Source organism: Allotamlana fucoidanivorans, from assembly GCF_006265225.1.
Classification (GTDB): domain Bacteria; phylum Bacteroidota; class Bacteroidia; order Flavobacteriales; family Flavobacteriaceae; genus Allotamlana; species Allotamlana fucoidanivorans.
Genome location: NZ_VDCS01000008.1, coordinates 198,634 through 218,596, shown reverse-complemented (window position 1 = coordinate 218,596; position 19,963 = coordinate 198,634). Strand labels below are relative to the sequence as shown.

General features: G+C 36.0%; 12 protein-coding genes and 1 tRNA gene. 5 read left to right on the top strand and 8 right to left on the bottom strand.

All coding sequences use genetic code 11. The annotated features are described in order from the left end of the window. Positions 1-22: 22 nt before the first annotated feature. Both FGF67_RS09875 and FGF67_RS09870 read right to left on the bottom strand, forming a co-directional pair. Positions 23-3,136 (bottom strand): TAT-variant-translocated molybdopterin oxidoreductase, encoded by a 3,114-nt coding sequence (locus FGF67_RS09875; RefSeq protein WP_139697251.1) that lies wholly within the window; start codon positions 3,134-3,136, stop codon positions 23-25. A 53-nt stretch (positions 3,137-3,189) separates the two neighbouring features. After that, positions 3,190-4,485: a c-type cytochrome gene (locus FGF67_RS09870; protein WP_139697249.1), complete on the bottom strand. Its 1,296-nt coding sequence runs from the start codon at positions 4,483-4,485 to the stop codon at positions 3,190-3,192. Between the two features lie 214 nt (positions 4,486-4,699). Here FGF67_RS09870 and FGF67_RS09865 point away from each other — a divergent pair, with 214 nt between their 5' ends. Beyond that, entirely contained in the window at positions 4,700-5,083 is a 384-nt protein-coding gene (locus FGF67_RS09865; protein WP_139697247.1) for an SPOR domain-containing protein, read from the top strand. A 79-nt stretch (positions 5,084-5,162) separates the two neighbouring features. Here the strand turns inward: FGF67_RS09865 and infB are convergent, their stop codons facing one another. The 3 genes from infB to rimP form a co-directional block, all read right to left on the bottom strand. Then, positions 5,163-8,000, bottom strand: coding sequence for a translation initiation factor IF-2 (gene infB / locus FGF67_RS09860; RefSeq protein ID WP_139697245.1), 2,838 nt, complete (start codon positions 7,998-8,000; stop codon positions 5,163-5,165). Between the two features lie 79 nt (positions 8,001-8,079). Then, positions 8,080-9,312, bottom strand: coding sequence for a transcription termination factor NusA (gene nusA, locus FGF67_RS09855; RefSeq protein ID WP_139697244.1), 1,233 nt, complete (start codon positions 9,310-9,312; stop codon positions 8,080-8,082). 12 nt (positions 9,313-9,324) lie between these two features. After that, positions 9,325-9,786: a ribosome assembly cofactor RimP gene (gene rimP, locus FGF67_RS09850; RefSeq protein ID WP_139697242.1), complete on the bottom strand. Its 462-nt coding sequence runs from the start codon at positions 9,784-9,786 to the stop codon at positions 9,325-9,327. Between the two features lie 226 nt (positions 9,787-10,012). Between rimP and FGF67_RS09845 the strand changes: the two genes are divergently transcribed. Beyond that, entirely contained in the window at positions 10,013-10,837 is an 825-nt protein-coding gene (locus FGF67_RS09845; protein WP_139697240.1) for a universal stress protein, read from the top strand. Between the two features lie 82 nt (positions 10,838-10,919). Here FGF67_RS09845 and FGF67_RS09840 read toward each other — a convergent pair. Then, a tRNA-Gln gene (locus FGF67_RS09840) sits at positions 10,920-10,992 on the bottom strand. 152 nt (positions 10,993-11,144) lie between these two features. Here FGF67_RS09840 and FGF67_RS09835 point away from each other — a divergent pair. Next, entirely contained in the window at positions 11,145-14,459 is a 3,315-nt protein-coding gene (locus FGF67_RS09835) for a DUF2723 domain-containing protein (protein ID WP_139697238.1), read from the top strand. A 16-nt stretch (positions 14,460-14,475) separates the two neighbouring features. Beyond that, positions 14,476-15,132, top strand: coding sequence for a polysaccharide deacetylase family protein (locus tag FGF67_RS09830; RefSeq protein WP_139697236.1), 657 nt, complete (start codon positions 14,476-14,478; stop codon positions 15,130-15,132). Positions 15,133-15,230: 98 nt separating this feature from the next. Here the strand turns inward: FGF67_RS09830 and FGF67_RS09825 are convergent, their stop codons facing one another. Continuing rightward, positions 15,231-15,527: a thioredoxin family protein gene (locus FGF67_RS09825; RefSeq protein ID WP_139697235.1), complete on the bottom strand. Its 297-nt coding sequence runs from the start codon at positions 15,525-15,527 to the stop codon at positions 15,231-15,233. A 139-nt stretch (positions 15,528-15,666) separates the two neighbouring features. Further along, positions 15,667-16,896: a metallophosphoesterase gene (locus FGF67_RS09820; protein ID WP_139697233.1), complete on the bottom strand. Its 1,230-nt coding sequence runs from the start codon at positions 16,894-16,896 to the stop codon at positions 15,667-15,669. Between the two features lie 183 nt (positions 16,897-17,079). Here FGF67_RS09820 and polA point away from each other — a divergent pair, with 183 nt between their 5' ends. After that, positions 17,080-19,929 carry a DNA polymerase I gene (polA, locus tag FGF67_RS09815; protein ID WP_139697231.1) on the top strand — a complete coding sequence of 950 codons (2,850 nt, stop codon included), beginning with the start codon at positions 17,080-17,082 and terminating at the stop codon, positions 19,927-19,929. Positions 19,930-19,963: the final 34 nt, after the last annotated feature.

Sequence of the window (19,963 nt, the reverse complement as noted above, 5' to 3'; positions counted from 1 at the left end):
ATAATTGATTCTTTAATTAGATTTATGCTTCTGTTGTATTTCTCACTTTTGTTTGATACTGCACGTTTGGTTTTGTTCCAACATGCTCTAACAAGTGATACATACGGTTATCTTCTTTCAGTTTTGCAACTTTACTGTCTTTATCATTGATATCGCCAAATACCATAGCACCACTGCTACAAGCTGCAGAACATGCTGTTTGGAATTCACCATCTTTAATTTCGCGTCCGTCACGTTTAGCATCAAGAATTGTTTTCTGTGTCATTTGAATACACATAGAACATTTTTCCATAACACCACGAGAGCGCACAACAACATCAGGATTTAATACCATACGTCCTAAATCATCATTCATATGATAATCGAACTCATCATTTCCGTTATACAAGAACCAGTTAAAACGACGTACTTTATAAGGACAGTTGTTAGCACAGTATCTTGTACCTACACAACGGTTATAAGCCATATGATTTTGACCTTGACGCCCATGCGATGTAGCTGCAACTGGGCAAACTGTTTCACAAGGTGCATGGTTACAATGCTGACACATTACAGGTTGGAATGCCACCTGAGGATTATCAGAAGCATGCTCCATTTCACCAAATTCACTCAATGAACTTCCTAAACCAGAAATGTTATCTTTCTTCTCATTATCACCCTCAAAAGACACTTCAGATGAGTAATACCTATCGATACGTAACCAATGCATATCACGACTACGACGCACTTCAGATTTACCTACAACAGGCACATTGTTTTCAGCGTGACAAGCAATCACACAAGCCCCACATCCAGTACAAGCATTTAAGTCAATTGACAAGTTGAAGTGATGTCCTATTGAACGATCAAACTCATCCCATAAATCAACTTCTGGAGATGTTACAGGTGTTTCTTCATGATTTAAAGACACTACAGGTACAGCATTCCAGTGTTTTTTATCTTTAGTATTGAATATCTCTAAAGTGGTTTCTTTAACAATATCACCACGTCCCATTAAAGTATTGTGCAACTGAACAGACGCAAACTCATGTTCACCTGACGCCGCCTCAATAGTTACATTCTGAACGTTATTGAAATTGTGGTATAATGCATAAGCATTAACACCTGTTTGCATTTCTTCTTTTAAACCAGCCGTTCTACCATATCCAAATGATAAACCAACAGTCCCTTTAGCCTGACCAGGTTGAATCATAACAGGCGCTTTGATGGTCACACCGTTTACAGTAACGTTAGCATAGCTACCGTTTAAGGCACCGTTAGCAACGTGCTTATTCATTAAGCCTAACTCATCAGCATCTGCTTTAGATACTGTTAAGTAGTTATCCCAAGAGGTTCGTGTGATAGGGTCTGGAAACTCTTGTAACCAAGGGTTATTGGCTTGTTGCCCATCACCCATACCTGTTTTAGTATAAAGGGTTAACTCTAATCCGTTTGACTTTGCACTTGAAACCAATGCGCTAGCCGCTGCAGCCGGAGCTATAGCTTCAGCCATTTCCGGATTAGTTGTTTTATCTTCTAAAGTATCAATGGCATCTAGCTCAGCTACTTCACTAACATAAAACCCATCATGCAAAGCCTGATTAAATGAAGCCCCGTTAAGGATATCCTCATTCCAGATTGTCTTGATGTAATCGCTGTAAGATTGACTGTTGTTTGTCCATGCTAACAAAGCGTCTTGAAACTGTCTTGTATCAAACAATGGACGAATAGCAGGTTGTGTTAAGGCATAGTGCCCTACTTTAATTTCAACGTCTCCCCAAGACTCTAAGTAATGAGGTGCTGCCGCAATATATTGTGTTTGTGTAGACGTTTCATCTTCTTTCATTGAAAACGCTACAGATAATTGTACTTTCTTTAATCCTTCAGTAAAATCAGAAGCATTTGGTAGGGTATATACCGGATTTACCCCGCTCATAATGATGGCTCCAACTTTACCAGCTTTCATGTCTTCTACTAACTGTGTAACAGCTTGCGCATTACCTTCCTTGGTTTTTAAAGCCGTTTTAGGACTGAAGGCTTTACTTGTTAAATACTCATTAAGTTCTAAAACTACAGTTTGCGCGTTTACATCCTGAATTCCAGTAACAATAACACCTTTACTTCCAGCCTTTTTTAACTGAGCAGCCGCACTTTTCACTGCTGCTTCAACTTGCTCTGGCAAACCACTTACTGAAACATTATTTCCAGTAACTAAGCTATAAATCTTAGCAAGGGCTAATTTTTGTTGTGTTGGTGTTAAAGGCACACGTTTATCAGCATTAGCACCAGTTAAAGACATATTTGACTCAAACTGTATATGACGCGACATTTTACCATGATCTGGAATTCTATTTTTAGAATACCCTGCATCAAAGCCTCCGCCTTGCCAATCTCCTAAGAAATCAGCTCCAACAGAAACAATAGTCATAGCTTCAGAAAAATCATAATCGGCCAATCCTCTTTTACCGTATTTCTTTTGAAATGCGTCTGCCGCTGCCGATTCTGAAACAGCATCGTAAACCACATGACGTACATTACCATACTCTTCATTAAAATCTGCAATCAAATTTCTTGTTGACGGACTAGCAAAAGTTTGTGTAAGAAGTACTATTTCTTTATCAGATCCTTTCAAACTAGTTAAAGCCTTTGTAGTTTCTGCATTAAATGCATCCCAAGAAATTGAGGCGCCTTCCTTTTTAGGTCCCTGTACTCTTAAACTATCATACAAACCTAAAACTGAAGCATTGACTCTGGCATTAGCACTTCCATGAGTCGTAGCCAAGTTATTATTTTCAATTTTAATTGGACGACCTTCACGGGTTTTAACTAAAACACTTGCAAAATCAAAACCATCAGCAATAGTTGTTGCATAATAATTTGCAACACCAGGAATGATTTCTGTTGGCTGAACAACGTAAGGAATAGACTTTTTCACAGGTCCTTCACAAGCCGCTAAAGTGGCAGCTGCTGTACTAAAACCAACATACTTTAAGAAATCGCGACGGGTTGTGGCTGTAGACTCTAGAGTGTCTTTATCTCCTAAGAACTCATCCGTAGGAATCTCAGATACAAACTCGTTTTGTTTTAGCGTCTCAACAATAGAGCTGTTCTCGTTTAGCTCTTCAACACTTTTCCAGTATTTCTTGTTTGATGACATATTATATAATTGAATTACTTCTTAATTAATTTATTGTTTCTTTCATGAAACGTTTAGTAGTGACACTTACCACATTCCAGACCACCCATTTGAGCAGCAGTCAAGTTATCCACACCATACTTCTTAGACAATTCTTCATGAATTTTCTCGTAGTAACCGTTATCTTTCACGTCAACATTAGTCTCTCTATGACAATTAATACACCAACCCATAGTTAATGGCGCATGTTGATACATGATTTCCATTTCTTCAACTGGCCCGTGACAGGTTTGACATTCAACACCAGCTACAGTTACGTGTTGTGAGTGATTGAAGTAAGCAAAATCAGGTAAATTATGAATACGCACCCATTTTACAGGTTTAGAATCACCTGTATACTTTTGCTCTGCATCATCCCATCCAGCAGCAGCATATAGTTTTTTAATCTCACCATCATAAAATTCTTTTGAATACTCTGGTGTTGTTTCTCCATTGTACTCATAAATTGACTTATGACAATTCATACAAACATTCAATGATGGAATTCCTGATGTTTTACTAACTCTAGCCGAAGAATGGCAATATTTACAATCAACACCATTATCTCCCGCATGAACTTTATGCGAAAAATGGATTGGTTGCACTGGTTGATATCCTTGATCAACACCTACCTGCATCAAATAACCATAAGCAAAATAAGCACTAGACAACAAGAAGAAGATAGCCACCACAATCATTAAGAATTGATTCTCAACAAAAGCTTTCCACAATGGTTTTCTACCAGTTTCAAGTTCTAACTCAATATTTTTAGCCGCCGCAAATCTCCGTAAGGTTTTATTAACCAAATACAGACCAAGCGCCAATAAAATAAATAGAATAGCTAAGGCTCCAAGAATAATCTCATTTGAAATACCACCAGAAGCTTGCGTTGTTTGTGCAGCAGCTCCTGTTGCAGCAGCTTGGGCAGCAGGCGCTTTTTTCTCTTCAGCAGTATAGGCTAAAATGTTATTTATATCCTCATCTGATAATTGCGGAAACGCAGTCATAGCTGCTCCCCCAAACTCATTATACACTTTGTTTGCATAAGCATCACCAGACTTAATTAAACCTGAACTATTACGAATCCAAGAATACAGCCAGTCTCTATCTAAACCCTGCTCGTCAGACAAACGCGACTCAACCTGTCGTAAGGCAGGCCCTGTCATCTTCTTATCTAATTGATGACAAGCAGCACAATTGGCATTAAATAAAGATTTTCCTTTTGCTGGATCTCCTTCTTGAGCAGAAAGAGAGGTTGTAAACGCTAATAATACAATTAAGCCTAAACGAAGAAAGTTTCTGCTTGACTTTCGGTGAATCACCTTTTTCATATTGTGGTTAAATTAACTTCTTAATTTTGGTATGACTTTTGTCATTTAATAAATAAAAAAATCACACGTATAAAATGTGTGGCAAAAGTAATATTTAAAGTCGATTTCCAAAATACTAACTGAATGTTAACAGTTAATTTAGAGAGATTCTAAATAATAAAATAACCACGTTTTAAGTTTAATACTTTTACATTTGCATAAATACAATTAATATATGATTTCAACTAAATTAAAAAGTATAATTCTTCTATTTTTCTGCATATTTATTAGCCATTTAGAAAGTTATGCGCAACAAGGAGAGGTTGCTATACATCAGGACAAAAGCATAGAAAAACTCATGCGTATTAAAAAAGAGCTGAACAAAAGTGATTCTGAACGCTATAAAATTCAAATATATTCAGGCAATCGTTCTGATGCCTATGAAGCTCAAAAAGAATTTAAAGATGCTTTTGAAAATTGGCCTTCTATTATTCAATATGAAACGCCTAATTTTAAAATTTGGGCTGGCAACTTCAGAACACGATTGGAAGCAGATAGAGCCTTAAAACAAATTAAAGGCAAATTCCCTGCAGCATTTATTTTCAGACCTAAAAAGTAGCATTTTTTTGAGGTTTTTTAAAACAAAAAAGCAACCTAAATGGTTGCTTTTTTGTTCTCTCTTATTTTTTAACTATGGCTTATTTAAGCTTCTTTTTAACTTCAACTTCATGGAAGGCTTCCACAATATCACCTTCTTTAATGTCGTTGTAATTTTTAATTTGCATACCACAGTCGTAACCTTTAGTCACTTCTTTAACATCATCTTTAAAACGTTTTAATGACGCTAATTCACCTGTAAACACAACAACACCATCTCTAATCAATCGTACTCCAGAACTTCTCATGATCTTACCGCTGGTTACCATACAGCCTGCAATACTTCCTATTTTAGACACTTTAAATATTTCTCTTATTTCAGCAGTACCCGTAATCTCTTCTTTTAGTTCTGGCGACAACATGCCCTCCATTGCGTCTTTCAGATCATTTATAGCATCATAAATAATAGAATAGGTTCTAATATCTATTTCTTCTCTATCAGCGGTTGCTCTAGCATTTCCAACAGGACGCACATTAAATCCAACAATAATAGCATCTGAGGCCGAAGCTAATAGCACGTCACTTTCTGTAATAGCTCCTACGCCTTTATGTAAAATATTCACTTGAATTTCTTCCGTTGATAATTTCTGGAACGAATCAGTAAGCGCTTCAACCGAACCATCTACATCGCCTTTAAGAATAATATTTAACTCTTGGAAGTCTCCTAATGCAATTCTACGTCCAATTTCATCAAGTGTAATATGTCTCTGTGTTCTTACAGATTGCTCTCTTTGAAGTTGTGCACGTTTAGCGGCAATTTGCTTAGCTTCACGCTCATCTTCAAATACATTAAACTTATCACCAGCTTGTGGTGCACCATCTAAACCTAAAATAGATACAGGTGTTGATGGCCCCGCTTCCACTACGTCATTCCCTCGTTCATCGTGCATAGCCTTTACTTTACCACTATGCTGGCCCGCTAATACATAATCACCAACTCTTAAGGTTCCTGCCTGCACCAGAATTGTTGACACGTAACCACGCCCTTTATCTAAAAATGCCTCTACAACAGTACCTGTTGCAGGTTTATTAGGATTAGCTTTAAGCTCTAATAATTCAGCTTCAAGCAACACTTTTTCTAATAATTCATTAACGCCCGTTCCGAATTTAGCGGAAATATCATGCGACTGAATTTTTCCACCCCAGTCTTCAACTAATAAATTCATTTGTGCCAAGCCTTCCTTAATTCTATCAGGGTTAGCATCTGGTTTATCAATTTTATTAATAGCAAACACAATAGGAACTCCTGCTGCCTGAGCATGCGAAATAGCCTCTTTTGTTTGTGGCATAATATCATCATCTGCTGCTGCTACAATAATCGCAATATCGGTCACTTGAGCACCACGAGCACGCATTGCTGTAAAAGCCTCGTGACCCGGTGTATCTAAAAAGGCGATTTTTTGTCCGTTCTCCAACTTTACCCCGTAAGCTCCAATATGCTGTGTAATACCACCAGACTCACCAGCAATTACATTTTCCTCTCGGATATAATCCAATAGCGATGTTTTACCATGATCCACGTGTCCCATAACAGTAACAATTGGAGCCCTTGGTTTTAAATCTTCTGGCTTATCTTTAACTTCTTCAATAGACTCTTCAATATCAGCTGTTACAAATTCTACTTTATAACCAAACTCTTCAGCTACAATAGATAAAGTTTCAGCATCTAAGCGCTGATTCATGGTCACCATCATACCAAGAGACATACAAGCAGATATGATTTGTGTTACGCTAACATCCATCATCGTAGCCATTTCACTTGCTGTTACAAATTCTGTAACCTTAAGTATTTTGCTTTCTGCTGCTTCTAATTGTTGATCAAGCTCAGATTGTTCTCTATGCTGATCTCGTTTATCTCTTCTGTATTTAGCCCCTTTTCCTTTACTGGATTTACCTTGAAGTTTTTCTAGTGTTTCGCGCACTTGTCTTTTTACATCTTCTTCACTAGGCTCTTCTTTAACAATATTTCTTCGTCCTTTTCCTTTAAAACGATCGTTTCCGCCTGCTTTATTCTGTCCACCAGGACGTTGTTGATTTCCTCCCGGTCTATTCTGTCCGCCAGCATTGGCGGCCCCAGCTTTACTGATACGACGACGCTTTTTCTTAGGTGCGTCATCTTTCTTATCATCAGCTTTTTTGTCTTCTTTCTTCTTTTTAGGTTTGTTAAACTGAGATAAATCTATTTTATCACCTGCAATTTTGGGTCCTGTAAGTTTTTGATATTGTGTCTTTACCCTTTCCTCTGGAATCACATTACCTTCATCATCCAACTTGGTAAGTGCTTTTGGTTTTTCTTCTTCCTTTGGCAAAGTTGCCTCTGGCATGGGCACTTCAACAGGCTTTTCTGTTGGTTTTTCTACAGGCGTTTCTATATTTTGAGCAACTGGCTTCACTGCAATTTTTGGCGCTTTAGCCTTAATAATTTCCTCCTTCACAGGTTGCTGTTCTACTGGCTTTTCAACAGGTTCTTCTTTCTTTTCTTCAATTGGTTTTTGCTCCTCTACCTTCTTCTTGGAATCTAAATCAATTTTTCCAACTGTTTTAAGTCCAGATAGGCTTTTAGACGCTTTAACTACCTCTTGTTGTTTTGCTAATTCTATGGCTTCTTGGGCTTTTTGCTTAGCTTCTAACTCCTGTTCACGTTTAATACGTAAGTCCTCCTTTTCTTTCTGCTTCGCTTCACCTACTTCTTGCGATCTCATTTTTTTACTCGCGTCTGTTTCAAATTCATCAGATAGAATATCATAGGTATCCTGAGAAATTTTTGTAGTTGGACGCTTCTCTATAGAAATGCCTTTTGAATCTAAAAATTCAACCGCACGATCTAGAGAGATATTAAGTTCGCGTAATACTTTATTTAATCTAATTGTTTCAGCCATAAATTGCCTTTAAAATACTCAAATATATACATTACCCGCTTGAGGGCATAACATTAATGCAAAACTGCACTTTTATTTATTATTCTTCAAATTCTTCTTTAAGAATTCTAATCACATCATAAATAGTTTCTTCTTCTAAATCTGTTCGTTTTACCAAATCGTTCACATCAAGTTCTAAAATACTTTTTGCGGTATCTAAACCTGCTTTACTAAACTCTTGAATAATCCAATCTTCAATCTCATCAGAAAACTCTCTTAACTCAACATCTTCCTCGGCACCTTCTCTAAACACATCAATTTCATATCCTGTTAACTGACCTGCTAATCGGATGTTATGACCACCTCTACCAATGGCTTTACTCACCTCTTCAGGTTTTAGGATAACCTCAGCATGTTTCGTTTCTTCATTAATTTTAATAGATGTTACTCTTGCTGGGCTTAATGCTCTGGTAATAAACAACTGCAAGTTATTAGTATAGTTAATAACATCAATATTTTCATTACCTAATTCACGCACAATACCATGAATTCTTGAACCTTTCATACCTACACAAGCACCAACAGGATCTATTCTATCATCATAAGAGTCTACCGCTACTTTAGCTTTTTCTCCTGGTATTCTTACTACATTTTTAATGGTAATTAAACCATCAAAAACTTCTGGGATTTCTTGTTCAAACAACTTCTCTAAAAACAATGGTGAGGTTCTTGACATAATGATCGTAGGTTTTGCTCCTTTAAGCTCTACACTATCAATCACACCTCTTACGTTATCTCCTTTTCTAAAGAAATCTGAAGGAATCTGCTTGTCTTTTGGCAAAACAATCTCGTTACCTTCATCATCTAGTAAAATAACAGCTCTGTGACGAATATGGTGCACCTCAGCTGTATAAATCTCTCCTACTAAATCTTTAAATTGTTTATAAATGATGGTATTGTCGTGTTCATGAATCTTAGAGATTAGGTTTTGACGTAAGGCCAAAATAGCTCGTCTCCCTAAATCTATAAGCTTAACTTCTTCAGACACATCTTCTCCAACTTCAAAATCTGGCTCAATTTTTCTGGCTTCTGATAAAGAAATTTCCTGATTTTCATCCTCTACTTCACCATCAGCAACAACAATTCTATTTCTCCAAATTTCTAAATCACCTTTATCAGGGTTTACAATAATATCGAAATTATCATCATCGCCATACTTCTTTTTTAGGGCACTTCTAAATACGTCTTCTAAAATTGCCATTAACGTTACTCTGTCAATTAGCTTATCGTCTTTGAATTCTGAAAAAGATTCAATTAACGCGACATTCTCCATATCTCTTTTAAATTAAAATTTAATCATAACTTTTGCTTCAATAATATCTTCAAAAGGAATTACGGCTTCCTTTTTAACAGTTACCTTGCCCTTACCTACGGGTTTTGGTTCTCTGGCCTTCCACTCAAGAGTAATAGTTTCTTCAGTTGCTTGAGTAAGCGTTCCTTCTATTTCTTTAGAAGCTGTTTTCACCTTAAGCGTTCTATTTTTATTTTTGTTGTATTGACGTTTATGCACCAGTGGTGATGAAGCTCCTGCCGACATGACTTCTAAAGAGAAATCTTCTTCTTCCCTGTCTAAATTATGCTCAATAGCTCTACTTATCTGAATACAATCTTCAACTAAAACCCCTTGATCACCATCAATAATCACTTTAATATTATTTTCGGTATTTATAGAAAAATCGATCAAAAATAAATCTTGACGCTCAGTCAATCCGGCTTCTAATAATTCTTTGACTTTGGTTTTAAACATTTTTAGTATAAAAAGAGGGGACTTTCCGTCCCCTCATATTCTTAATTTCGCCTTTCAACGGTGCAAATATATAACATTTTATTGATTTTTAAAGGAATAATTCATAAATTTAAATACATCAAGATACAGAAGTTCAACAAAATAAAGGTGATTCGTAAAAAACACATCAACAGCACTTTTTCACTATTATGACTTTGATTTTAAACCAACCTAACTCTTAAAACGCATGAAAAAAATTTTAGTTCCTACCGATTTTTCCCCTCAGGCTGAAAACGCCTTAAAAGTTGCAGCACAATTAGCAAAACAACACTCATGCGACATTTATTTGTTACACATGCTAGAAATCCCTTTACAAGAAATTGACCCCTTAGGTGCACAAAGCGCACTTCCTGAAGCTATTTTCTTTATGAAATTAGCTAATAAAAAATTTGAAACCTTAAAAAACAAACCCTTTTTAAAAGATATTAATATTCATGAATTGGTTGATTTTCGTGAGGTTTTTAAAGGCATATTCCAAACCTGTAAAAAAGAAGATATAGACTTGATTATTATGGGGTCAAATGGCGTCAATGGTCTAAGAGAACTGCTTATTGGTAGCAATACTGAAAAAGTGGTTAGAACATCAGAAACACCTGTTCTGGTCATTAAAAAAGAACACCCAACTTTTAAAGTAAACCATTTTGTTTTTGCTTCAGATTTTAAAAAGGAATGCTTACCTGCTTTCAAAAAAGCCTTAACCTTTGCGAAGCTATTTCAAGCCAAACTACATTTACTTATGGTGAATACCCCCAACAAATTTACAGTGTCAGCCACATCTCACGAACGCATGGCGCATTTTATTAAAGACACCTCGCTAAGAGATTGCTCTATGAATATTTATAATGATATGACTATAGAAAAAGGCATTATGAATTTCTCCCAATCTATTGGCGCCGATTTAATTGGTATGAGCACCCATGGCAGACAAGGTATCTCACATTTCTTTAATGGTAGTATTAGTGAAGACTTGGTAAACCACGCAAAACGCCCTGTTATGACTTTTAAAATTTAAACTCAAAAAGCATTAGCGTGTTCATTAACCAGATAAAAACAAAAAGTCCCTACTAAAAAGCAAGGACTTCATTCAATTTCTGTTGGCCTACTAGGGCTCGAACCTAGACTCTTCTGGACCAAAACCAGACGTGTTGCCAGTTACACCATAGGCCATTGTGTAATTGAGGGTGCAAATTTAGTACAAAGTTTTATTTTCGCAAGTTTTTTTTAAAAAAAATATTTACCAAGGCTTAAGGTTTACTTAAAAACATTTGCAGTACCATATTTATTGTTAAATTCGCCATTGCAAATAAATATTACGTTACATGGCACATTTTGACTATAAAAAATGGAATACCATTTTAGGTTGGTTCTCTTTTTTAATAGCATTTATAACCTATAGCTTAACCGTTGAACCTACCGTAAGTTTCTGGGATGCTGGCGAGTATATATTAACCTCTTCAAAGCTTCAAGTGGGGCATCCACCAGGAGCGCCGCTGTTCCAAATGCTCGGCGCATTCTTCTCCATATTTGCCCTTGAGCCTTCCCAAATAGGCGTTATGATGAACATGATGAGTGCTGCGGCTAGTGCGTTTACTATTTTGTTTATGTTCTGGACTATCACACTGTTGTTAACAAGACTTGTTAATCATGAAAAGCCTCTTTCACCAGGAAAAGCCATGGCTATTTTGGGTAGTGGCCTTGTTGGAAGCTTAGCTTTTACTTTTACCGATTCATTCTGGTTTAATGCTGTAGAAACCGAAGTATATGCCTTAGCCACCTTAATTATGTCTGTTCTTTTTTGGTTGGGTTTACGATGGGAACAAGATATGGACAAACCCAGAGGAAACCGTTGGCTCATTTTAATCGCTTTTATCATTGGACTTTCTTTTGGTGTGCATTTTATGGGATTATTAACTATTCCTGCTATTGGTTTACTCTATTATTTTAAGAATTATAAAACCATTACCTTAAAAAACTTTATTATTGCTAATGTGGTTTCGGTGGGTGTTTTATTGTTTGTATTTAAACTGCTTGCTCCAAATATTCTTAAAATATTCAGTGCCTTTGAAATCTTTTTCATCAATACTATTGGCCTTCCTTTTAATTCAGGATCTATCATAGCAGGCATCACTCTAGTGGCGGTTATTTTCTATGCCTTAAAATATACCAGACAAAAAAATTATGTGCATTTAAATACCGCTATTCTTTGTATCACCTTTATTATTATTGGTTTTTCTACATGGTTAATGCTTCCTATTAGAGCCAATGCTAATGTAGTTATTAATGAGAATAACCCTGATAGTGCCAGAGAACTTTTAGCGTACTATAACTTAGAGCAATACCCTGAGACCCATTTGTTTTATGGACCTCAGTTTACCGATCAGTATGCCTATTTAGATGAGAACAATCCTTACATTGATGACAAACCCAACTATGAAAAGGATGAACAAAAAGGCAAATATGTCATTGTAAATGATTACAAAAACGCAAAGCAAAACTATAACTCAAAGCATGCCTCAATTCTACCACGCATGTGGAGTCCAGAGCATGCCGAAAATTATATGATGTTTTCTGGTTTTTTAAATTTTAAATTGAAGTCAGAATATCAAATGGAAAACGAATTGCGTTCTGCTGTTGCCAATTTTAAAAACGACGTAGCAAAAGGCAATATAGATTATGAAGATTACCATAACTTCTTAAGACAGTTTAAAGATTATATAGACATTGAAAAACCGTCATTAGCAAGTAATATCAGATATCTTTTTGAATACCAATTAGGTTATATGTATTGGCGCTATTTTATGTGGAATTTTTCAGGGAGACAAGATGATATTCAAGGAAGATATGACAACCACGGCAACTGGATTTCTGGAATAAAGTTCATTGACGAATGGCATTTAGGACTCTCTCAAGACAACTTACCAAGCGATGTAAAAAACAATAAAGCCAGAAACACTTATTATATGCTTCCGCTTATTTTAGGGCTATTAGGATTTTTCTTTTTATTTAATACAGACAAAAACCGATTCTGGGTGATGCTTGTATTTTTTCTGTTTACGGGTATTGCCATTCAGGTATACACCAATGTAAGACCTTTTGAACCGCGAGAACGGGATTATTCTGTAGTAGGATCGTTTTATGTATTTTCTATTTGGATTGGATTTGGTGTTTATGCTATTTACAACACCGTTAAAAATATGCTTCCTAAAAAGCTCGCTGCTTCAATAATCACCATAGTATGCTTAATTTTAGTACCAGGCATTTTAGCTGCAAATAACTGGGATGACCATGACCGTTCAGGCAAACATACCGCCAATGCCATGGCTAAAAAATACCTCGATTCTTGTGCCGAAAACGGCATCTTATTTACCATTGGCGATAATGACACCTTTGCGCTTTGGTATGCTCAAGAAATTGAAGGCTACCGTACAGATGTTCGGGTGGTAAATACCAGTTTATTTCAAACCGATTGGTATATCGATCAAATGAAACGCAAAGCTTATGAGAGCGACCCCATACCATCACAACTTACACATGAAAATTACCGTTATGGCACCAATGATTATATTATCATTTCAGAAGTTACAAAAGATACCATAACCGTAAAAGAAGCTTTAAATTTTATTCAAAGCAACAACCCTAAAACAAAATACAAATACGTGTTACAGCAACAGGGTGTAGATTTAAACAAAGTAAGAAGCCAAGATGCCAATGCTACTTACTTACCATCAAGGCATTTAAGAATTCCTGTTAACACAGATAACGTATTAAAATCGGGTATTGTAAAACCAAAGGATGCAAACCAAATTGTACCGTATATTGATATAAATATACAAGGCAGTGCGCTTTATAAAAACCGATTATTGATGCTTGATGTGGTTGCCAATAACGATTGGAAACGCCCTATATACTTTACGGGTGGAAGTTTTGGTGATGATGATTACATCTGGATGAAGGACTACCTTCAACTAGATGGCATGTGTTACAAACTAGTACCAATAAAAACTCCTGTTGATAGAGCAAATCCGTTTGATATGGGTCGTGTAGATAGCGATTTGATGTATGAAAAAGTTAAAAACTGGGATTGGGGCAATAGTGGCAGTCCAGATATTTATCACGACGTAGAAACCAGAAAAAACTCTATTACTTACAGAGGCAACTTAGCCCGTTTGGCAGAGCAACTAATAAACGAAAACAAACTTGATAAAGCTGAAGAAGTAGCCGATATAGCGATGGAAAACATGCCTGTTGAATATTATGGGTATTACACACTTTTAGAGCCCTACATTGGTATATACTATGAAGTTAAAAATAAAGAAAAAGCACAACGATTGTTTAAAGCAGTTTCTAAAAAATATCAAGAAAACTTGTATTACTACAGCCAATTGAGTGTAGAAAATCAAGAACGTTTATTTGAAGATATTTATACAGATATTCAGCGCTATAAAGCTTTAGTGGATCTGCTCATAAAATACGACATTGACTTTGCTGAAACCGAAGGAGAAATCTTTAACAATCATTTAAGGGCTTTTAAACATTTTTATGGTCCAGACGAACCAGAAGACATTATTGAAAAACCTGAGTTAGACATTCAAAATGATAGTGCGCCGCAAATAGAAGCAGATAGTTCACTTTAAAACCATAGATTAAGGCATGCCCTTAGCTCCTGTAAAAACACCAGTAGTTGCCAAAAAATTATTCCCAAACTATGTTTGGGATATAGCAACTACTAACAAGGTTTTGTATCTCACTTTTGATGATGGGCCCACCCCTAAAATCACTAATTGGGTACTCGAGACGCTTCATGACTATCAGGCTAAAGCGACTTTTTTTTGCATTGGAAATAATATTGAAAAACATCCTGACATTTTTCAATCTGTGGTAAAAAACGGTCATAGCATAGGCAACCACACAAAAAACCATATAAAAGGTTGGAAAACCAAAACAAACCCTTATATAAATGATACTATTGCGGCAGAATACATTATAAAATCTCAGTTAAAACATTCAAACAAAACCTATTCTAATTTATTCAGACCTCCGTACGGTCAAATTAGCCCAAAACAAGGCAAAACACTTTTAGAAAAAGGCTACAACATTATTATGTGGGATGTTTTATCGTTTGATTGGAATGCTTCTATTGGTCCTGAAACATGCTTAAATAATGTTATTAATAAAGCAACATCGGGCAGTATTATTGTGTTTCATGATAGTGTAAAGGCCTCAAAAAACATGCAATACGCTTTACCTAAAGTGTTAGCTCACTTTACTTCTAGAGGATATACTTTTGAAGCTCTTGATTTTAATTAGGCGCTAAACTTGCAAATATTGAAGCATCTTCTTTTTGCGAGAGCAACATTAGTTATCGTCATACATCACAAAAGCCTCATATAAGAAATCATAAATACTCACATATAGTCTTGCACAATATCTATCAATGTGTTGGCATCTTGCTCTCCACTTTGACGCCATTTCATTTCGCCATTTTTGTAAATAATGAGTGTTGGTGTAGATTTTACGCGCAAAGCTTCTGCTAATTCTTGATTTTTATTAACATCAATTTTTATCACTTTAACTTTGTCACCAAGAGCAGCGGCTACATCTCTAAGCACAAGATGCATGGGCTCTGACTGTTCATTCCATTCTGCATAAAAATCTAACAAAACTGGAATTTTAACATCAATAAGTTCCCCGAATTTTGACATATTCTATTGTTTATTAGTCAAACACATGAACACAGACTTATGCTAATTTCAAAAGGATGTATCCCTAGTCATTATCTAAGCGTTTATGTATCATTATAAAAGTAAGCAATTTCTAGAGAAATACAACATTTACAAATACTTATGCTTGGGCTTGCCCTTTTTTAAGCTCAATCACTGTAATTTCAGGCCATATCCCTACACGCCCGGGATAGCCTAAATAACCAAATCCTCTATTCACATTAATATATTGCCCCATTTCTTTATAAATACCTGCCCAATGTTTATAACGCCACTTTACGGGACTCCATTTTATCCATCCTGGTATTTCAATACCAAATTGCATACCATGCGTATGTCCGCTTAAGGTAAGGTGATAGTGATACGCATCATTAATTACTTCTGCTTCCCAATGTGAGGGGTCATGGCTCATTAAAATTTTAAAATCATTTGCATCTACCTCCCTAGCCGCTTTTTTTAAATCGCCAGCCTTTTTAAAACCACCTTTACCCCAGTTCTCTACACCAACTACAGCAATACGTTGTCCTTCTTTTTCAATGAACTTGGTATCATTCAGCAACAAATTAAACCCCATATCTTTCTGCATTTGTTTTAAAGTTTCTAAGTTTTGCAGCTTTTCTTCTTTTGAAGACCAGCTTACATAATCGCCATAATCATGATTTCCTAAAACGGAATATACACCGTCTTTAGCTTTCAGCGTACTGAACAAGTTTTTCCAAGGCAACATTTCAGATGCCTTATTATTCACCATATCACCTGTAAATAAAATAGCATCCGATTCCTGTTCGTTAATAAGACTTACCGCATATTCTATCTTTTCTCTATTATCAAAACTTCCTGAATGTATATCACTAATTTGCGTAATTCTATATCCATCAAAAGCCTCTGGTAAATCCTCAAAATGCAGGGTGTAATTTAAGACTTTGAAACGGTATTTACCTCGATACATCCCATACAATAACGACGTCAATGGAATAGCCGCCAATCCAAGTGCAATCTGACTAATAAATTTTCGCCTTGAAGGCAAATAAAAACCATCATTTTTGGTAACTAACTTATCATAAACCCCAAGAATAACTCTTAAAATATCTTCACCAAACAATAAGGGTACGAGTACCAAGTTGAATGATATATAAGCTAATAAAAACCCAAACGCGTAACTCTTAGCAGGGTTTAAAACGCGCCCTTCAGAATACACCGTAAACTGAATCAAAAAATTAACCGCTATAATTAAAGCAATGGCAACAAACAGAAAATGAATCCAAACATTTTTGGTAACTGTTTTTATGGCCTGAAATCCATAAAAACTAATAAACAGATATAACAGGATAAAAATAACCCAACGTAGCATAAATCTTTTTTACTCAAAGATAAAAGTATTCTGAAGCAATGCTAAGCATCTGGTTTTTATTTAACTAATTGTTAAGAAAAACAAGGCAACGCAAGTAAAATGAAAGCAAAGACTCAATTCTCTATTAATTTAAATATTACGAGTAACTTTTTGTAGTTTTGGTTTTCTATCAAAACATTTAAAATGCCAGAACAAAAACGCCTTTTTTTAGTAGATGCTTACGCTTTAATTTTTAGAGGGTATTATGCCTTTATAAAAAACCCTAGAATTAACTCAAAAGGAGAAGACACCTCTGCCATTATGGGTTTTATGAACTCCCTTTTAGATGTTATAAAACGTGAACGACCAGACCATCTTGCGGTTTGTTTTGATAAGGGCGGAAGTGCAGATCGTGTTGAAATGTTTGAAGCATACAAAGCCAATAGAGATGAAACACCCGAAGGCATAAGAACCGCCATACCCCACATTCATAACATATTAAAAGCCATGCATATTCCTATCATGGTTAAGGAGGGGTATGAAGCCGATGATGTAATTGGAACCTTGTCGCGTCAAGCCGAAAAAGAAGGCTACAAAACCTATATGGTAACGCCCGATAAAGATTTTGCACAGCTTGTTACTGAAAATATTTTTATGTACCGTCCCGTTTTTGGCGGAGGCTATGAAACCTGGGGTATCCCCGAGGTTCAAAAAAAGTTTGAAGTTGACAGCCCTTTGCAGGTTATTGATTTTTTAGGCATGATGGGCGACTCTAGTGACAATATACCTGGCTTACCAGGTGTAGGCGAAAAAACCGCCAAAAAATTTATAGCCCAGTTTGGAAGCATGGAAGGTTTACTAGCGAATACCAATCAGCTTAAAGGCAAAATGAAAGAGAAGATTGAAGCCAATGGTGAATTAGGACTACTCTCAAAAAAATTAGCCACCATTATGCTTGATGTTCCCGTAACGTTCAATGCCAAAGATTTTGAATTAGACCACCCTGATATTGAGGCGGTGAAACAAATTTTTCAGGATTTAGAATTTAGGCGTTTAACGGAAAATTTCATAAAAACCTTCGCCGTTTCAACAGACGAAACCCCGGTAGAAGAAACAAAAAGAAACACAATTTCAGAACAAAAACCCACTCGAAAAGAAACCAAATCGGCAGGCGCTGGTCAATTTTCCTTGTTTGAAACAGATCTTTCAAACGAGCAACAAGTTCCTTTAGAACACTCCAGAAAAACAGCTGACACAACCAGTCATTTTTATCAGTATATAAATACCAATTTAGCAACTAAACTGTTCTTAACAAACCTGATGAAACAGCATTCAGTTTGTTTTGATACTGAAACCACTGGATTAAACCCTCTAACTGCACAATTAGTAGGTATTGCCTTTTCTTGGGAAGTTGGTAAAGGCTTCTATTTACCTTTCCCTAAAGACCAAAAGAAGGCTCAAGAATTGATAGAAGAACTTCGTCCTTTTTTTGAAAATGAAACTATTGAGAAAATAGGCCAGAATTTAAAATACGATATTAAAATGCTTGCCAAATACAACATTGAGGTTAAAGGCAAACTTTTCGACACCATGTTGGCCCACTATCTGATAAATCCAGACATGCGTCATAACATGGACGTCCTTTCTGAAACCTATTTAAACTACACCCCTATTTCTATTGAAACGTTGATTGGTAAAAAAGGAAAGAATCAAATATCTATGGAAGAGGTTCCAGTAGAAAAGCAAACCGAATATGCTGTTGAAGATGCCGATATTACCCTACAGCTTAAAGAACACTTTAAAAATGAATTAGGCGAAGCCAATACTCAAAAACTGTTTGATGATATTGAGATTCCTTTACTAAGGGTTTTAGCGGCTATGGAATTAGAAGGTATAAATTTAGATAAAGGGTTTTTAAATACGTTATCGGAGCAACTCAATAAAGACATTGCATCACTTGAAAAAAGTATTTACGAGGCTGCAGGTGAAACATTCAATATAGCATCACCAAAACAATTGGGCATCATTTTATTTGAAAAAATGAAACTGGTTGACAAACCTAAAAAAACAAAATCCGGACAATATTCAACTGCTGAAGATGTTTTAAGTTACTTAGCAAAAGATCATAATATTATTCAAAAAATCTTGGACTTTAGAGGACTTTCAAAACTAAAAAGCACCTATGTTGATGCTTTGCCGAATCAAGTTGAAGAAACCACTGGCAGAGTGCATACCGACTACATGCAAACAGTGGCCGCCACTGGACGTTTAAGTAGTAATAACCCGAACTTACAAAATATTCCCATTAGAACCGAACGTGGCAGACAGGTGAGAAAAGCTTTTATTCCTAGAAATGACGACTACACCTTATTGGCAGCCGATTATTCACAAATAGAATTACGCATTATTGCCGCATTGAGTCAGGAAAAAACCATGATTGAAGCCTTTAAAAACGGAGAAGATATTCATGCTTCAACCGCTTCAAAAGTGTTTAATGTGCCTATTGAAGAAGTGACTCGTGAACAACGTAGTAATGCCAAAACTGTAAACTTTGGAATTATCTATGGAGTTTCTGCTTTCGGATTAAGCAATCAAACTAATTTATCTAGAGCTGAATCAAAAGCATTGATTGACACCTATTATGCTACCTATCCAAAACTAAGAAACTACATTAGTGAACAAGTAGATTTTGCTCGTGATCATGGTTATGTGCAAACGGTTTTAGGGCGCCGCCGTTACTTAAAAGATATTAATTCTCGTAATGCTGTGGTTCGCGGCGCTGCTGAGCGTAATGCGGTAAACGCGCCTATTCAAGGAAGTGCTGCAGATATTATTAAAATTGCCATGATTAATATTTACAAAAAATTAGAAGGAGGTCATTTTAAAACCAAAATGCTACTCCAAGTACATGATGAATTGGTGTTTGATGTGTACAAACCAGAATTAGAAGCTATAAAAACCTTGGTGAAAACTGAAATGGAAAATGCTTATAAATTGGATGTTCCGTTAGATGTTGATTTAGGTGTTGGAAACAATTGGCTAGAGGCGCATTAATCTTTCTTTATTATTAGGGTCCTGAATGATTTAA

Coding starts and splice junctions, on each gene's coding strand:
- FGF67_RS09875 (WP_139697251.1), bottom strand. CDS start 3,136: ATGTCATCAAACAAGAAATACTGGAAAAGTGTTGAAGAGCTAAACGAG.
- FGF67_RS09870 (WP_139697249.1), bottom strand. CDS start 4,485: ATGAAAAAGGTGATTCACCGAAAGTCAAGCAGAAACTTTCTTCGTTTA.
- FGF67_RS09865 (WP_139697247.1), top strand. CDS start 4,700: ATGATTTCAACTAAATTAAAAAGTATAATTCTTCTATTTTTCTGCATA.
- infB (WP_139697245.1), bottom strand. CDS start 8,000: ATGGCTGAAACAATTAGATTAAATAAAGTATTACGCGAACTTAATATC.
- nusA (WP_139697244.1), bottom strand. CDS start 9,312: ATGGAGAATGTCGCGTTAATTGAATCTTTTTCAGAATTCAAAGACGAT.
- rimP (WP_139697242.1), bottom strand. CDS start 9,786: ATGTTTAAAACCAAAGTCAAAGAATTATTAGAAGCCGGATTGACTGAG.
- FGF67_RS09845 (WP_139697240.1), top strand. CDS start 10,013: ATGAAAAAAATTTTAGTTCCTACCGATTTTTCCCCTCAGGCTGAAAAC.
- FGF67_RS09835 (WP_139697238.1), top strand. CDS start 11,145: ATGGCACATTTTGACTATAAAAAATGGAATACCATTTTAGGTTGGTTC.
- FGF67_RS09830 (WP_139697236.1), top strand. CDS start 14,476: ATGCCCTTAGCTCCTGTAAAAACACCAGTAGTTGCCAAAAAATTATTC.
- FGF67_RS09825 (WP_139697235.1), bottom strand. CDS start 15,527: ATGTCAAAATTCGGGGAACTTATTGATGTTAAAATTCCAGTTTTGTTA.
- FGF67_RS09820 (WP_139697233.1), bottom strand. CDS start 16,896: ATGCTACGTTGGGTTATTTTTATCCTGTTATATCTGTTTATTAGTTTT.
- polA (WP_139697231.1), top strand. CDS start 17,080: ATGCCAGAACAAAAACGCCTTTTTTTAGTAGATGCTTACGCTTTAATT.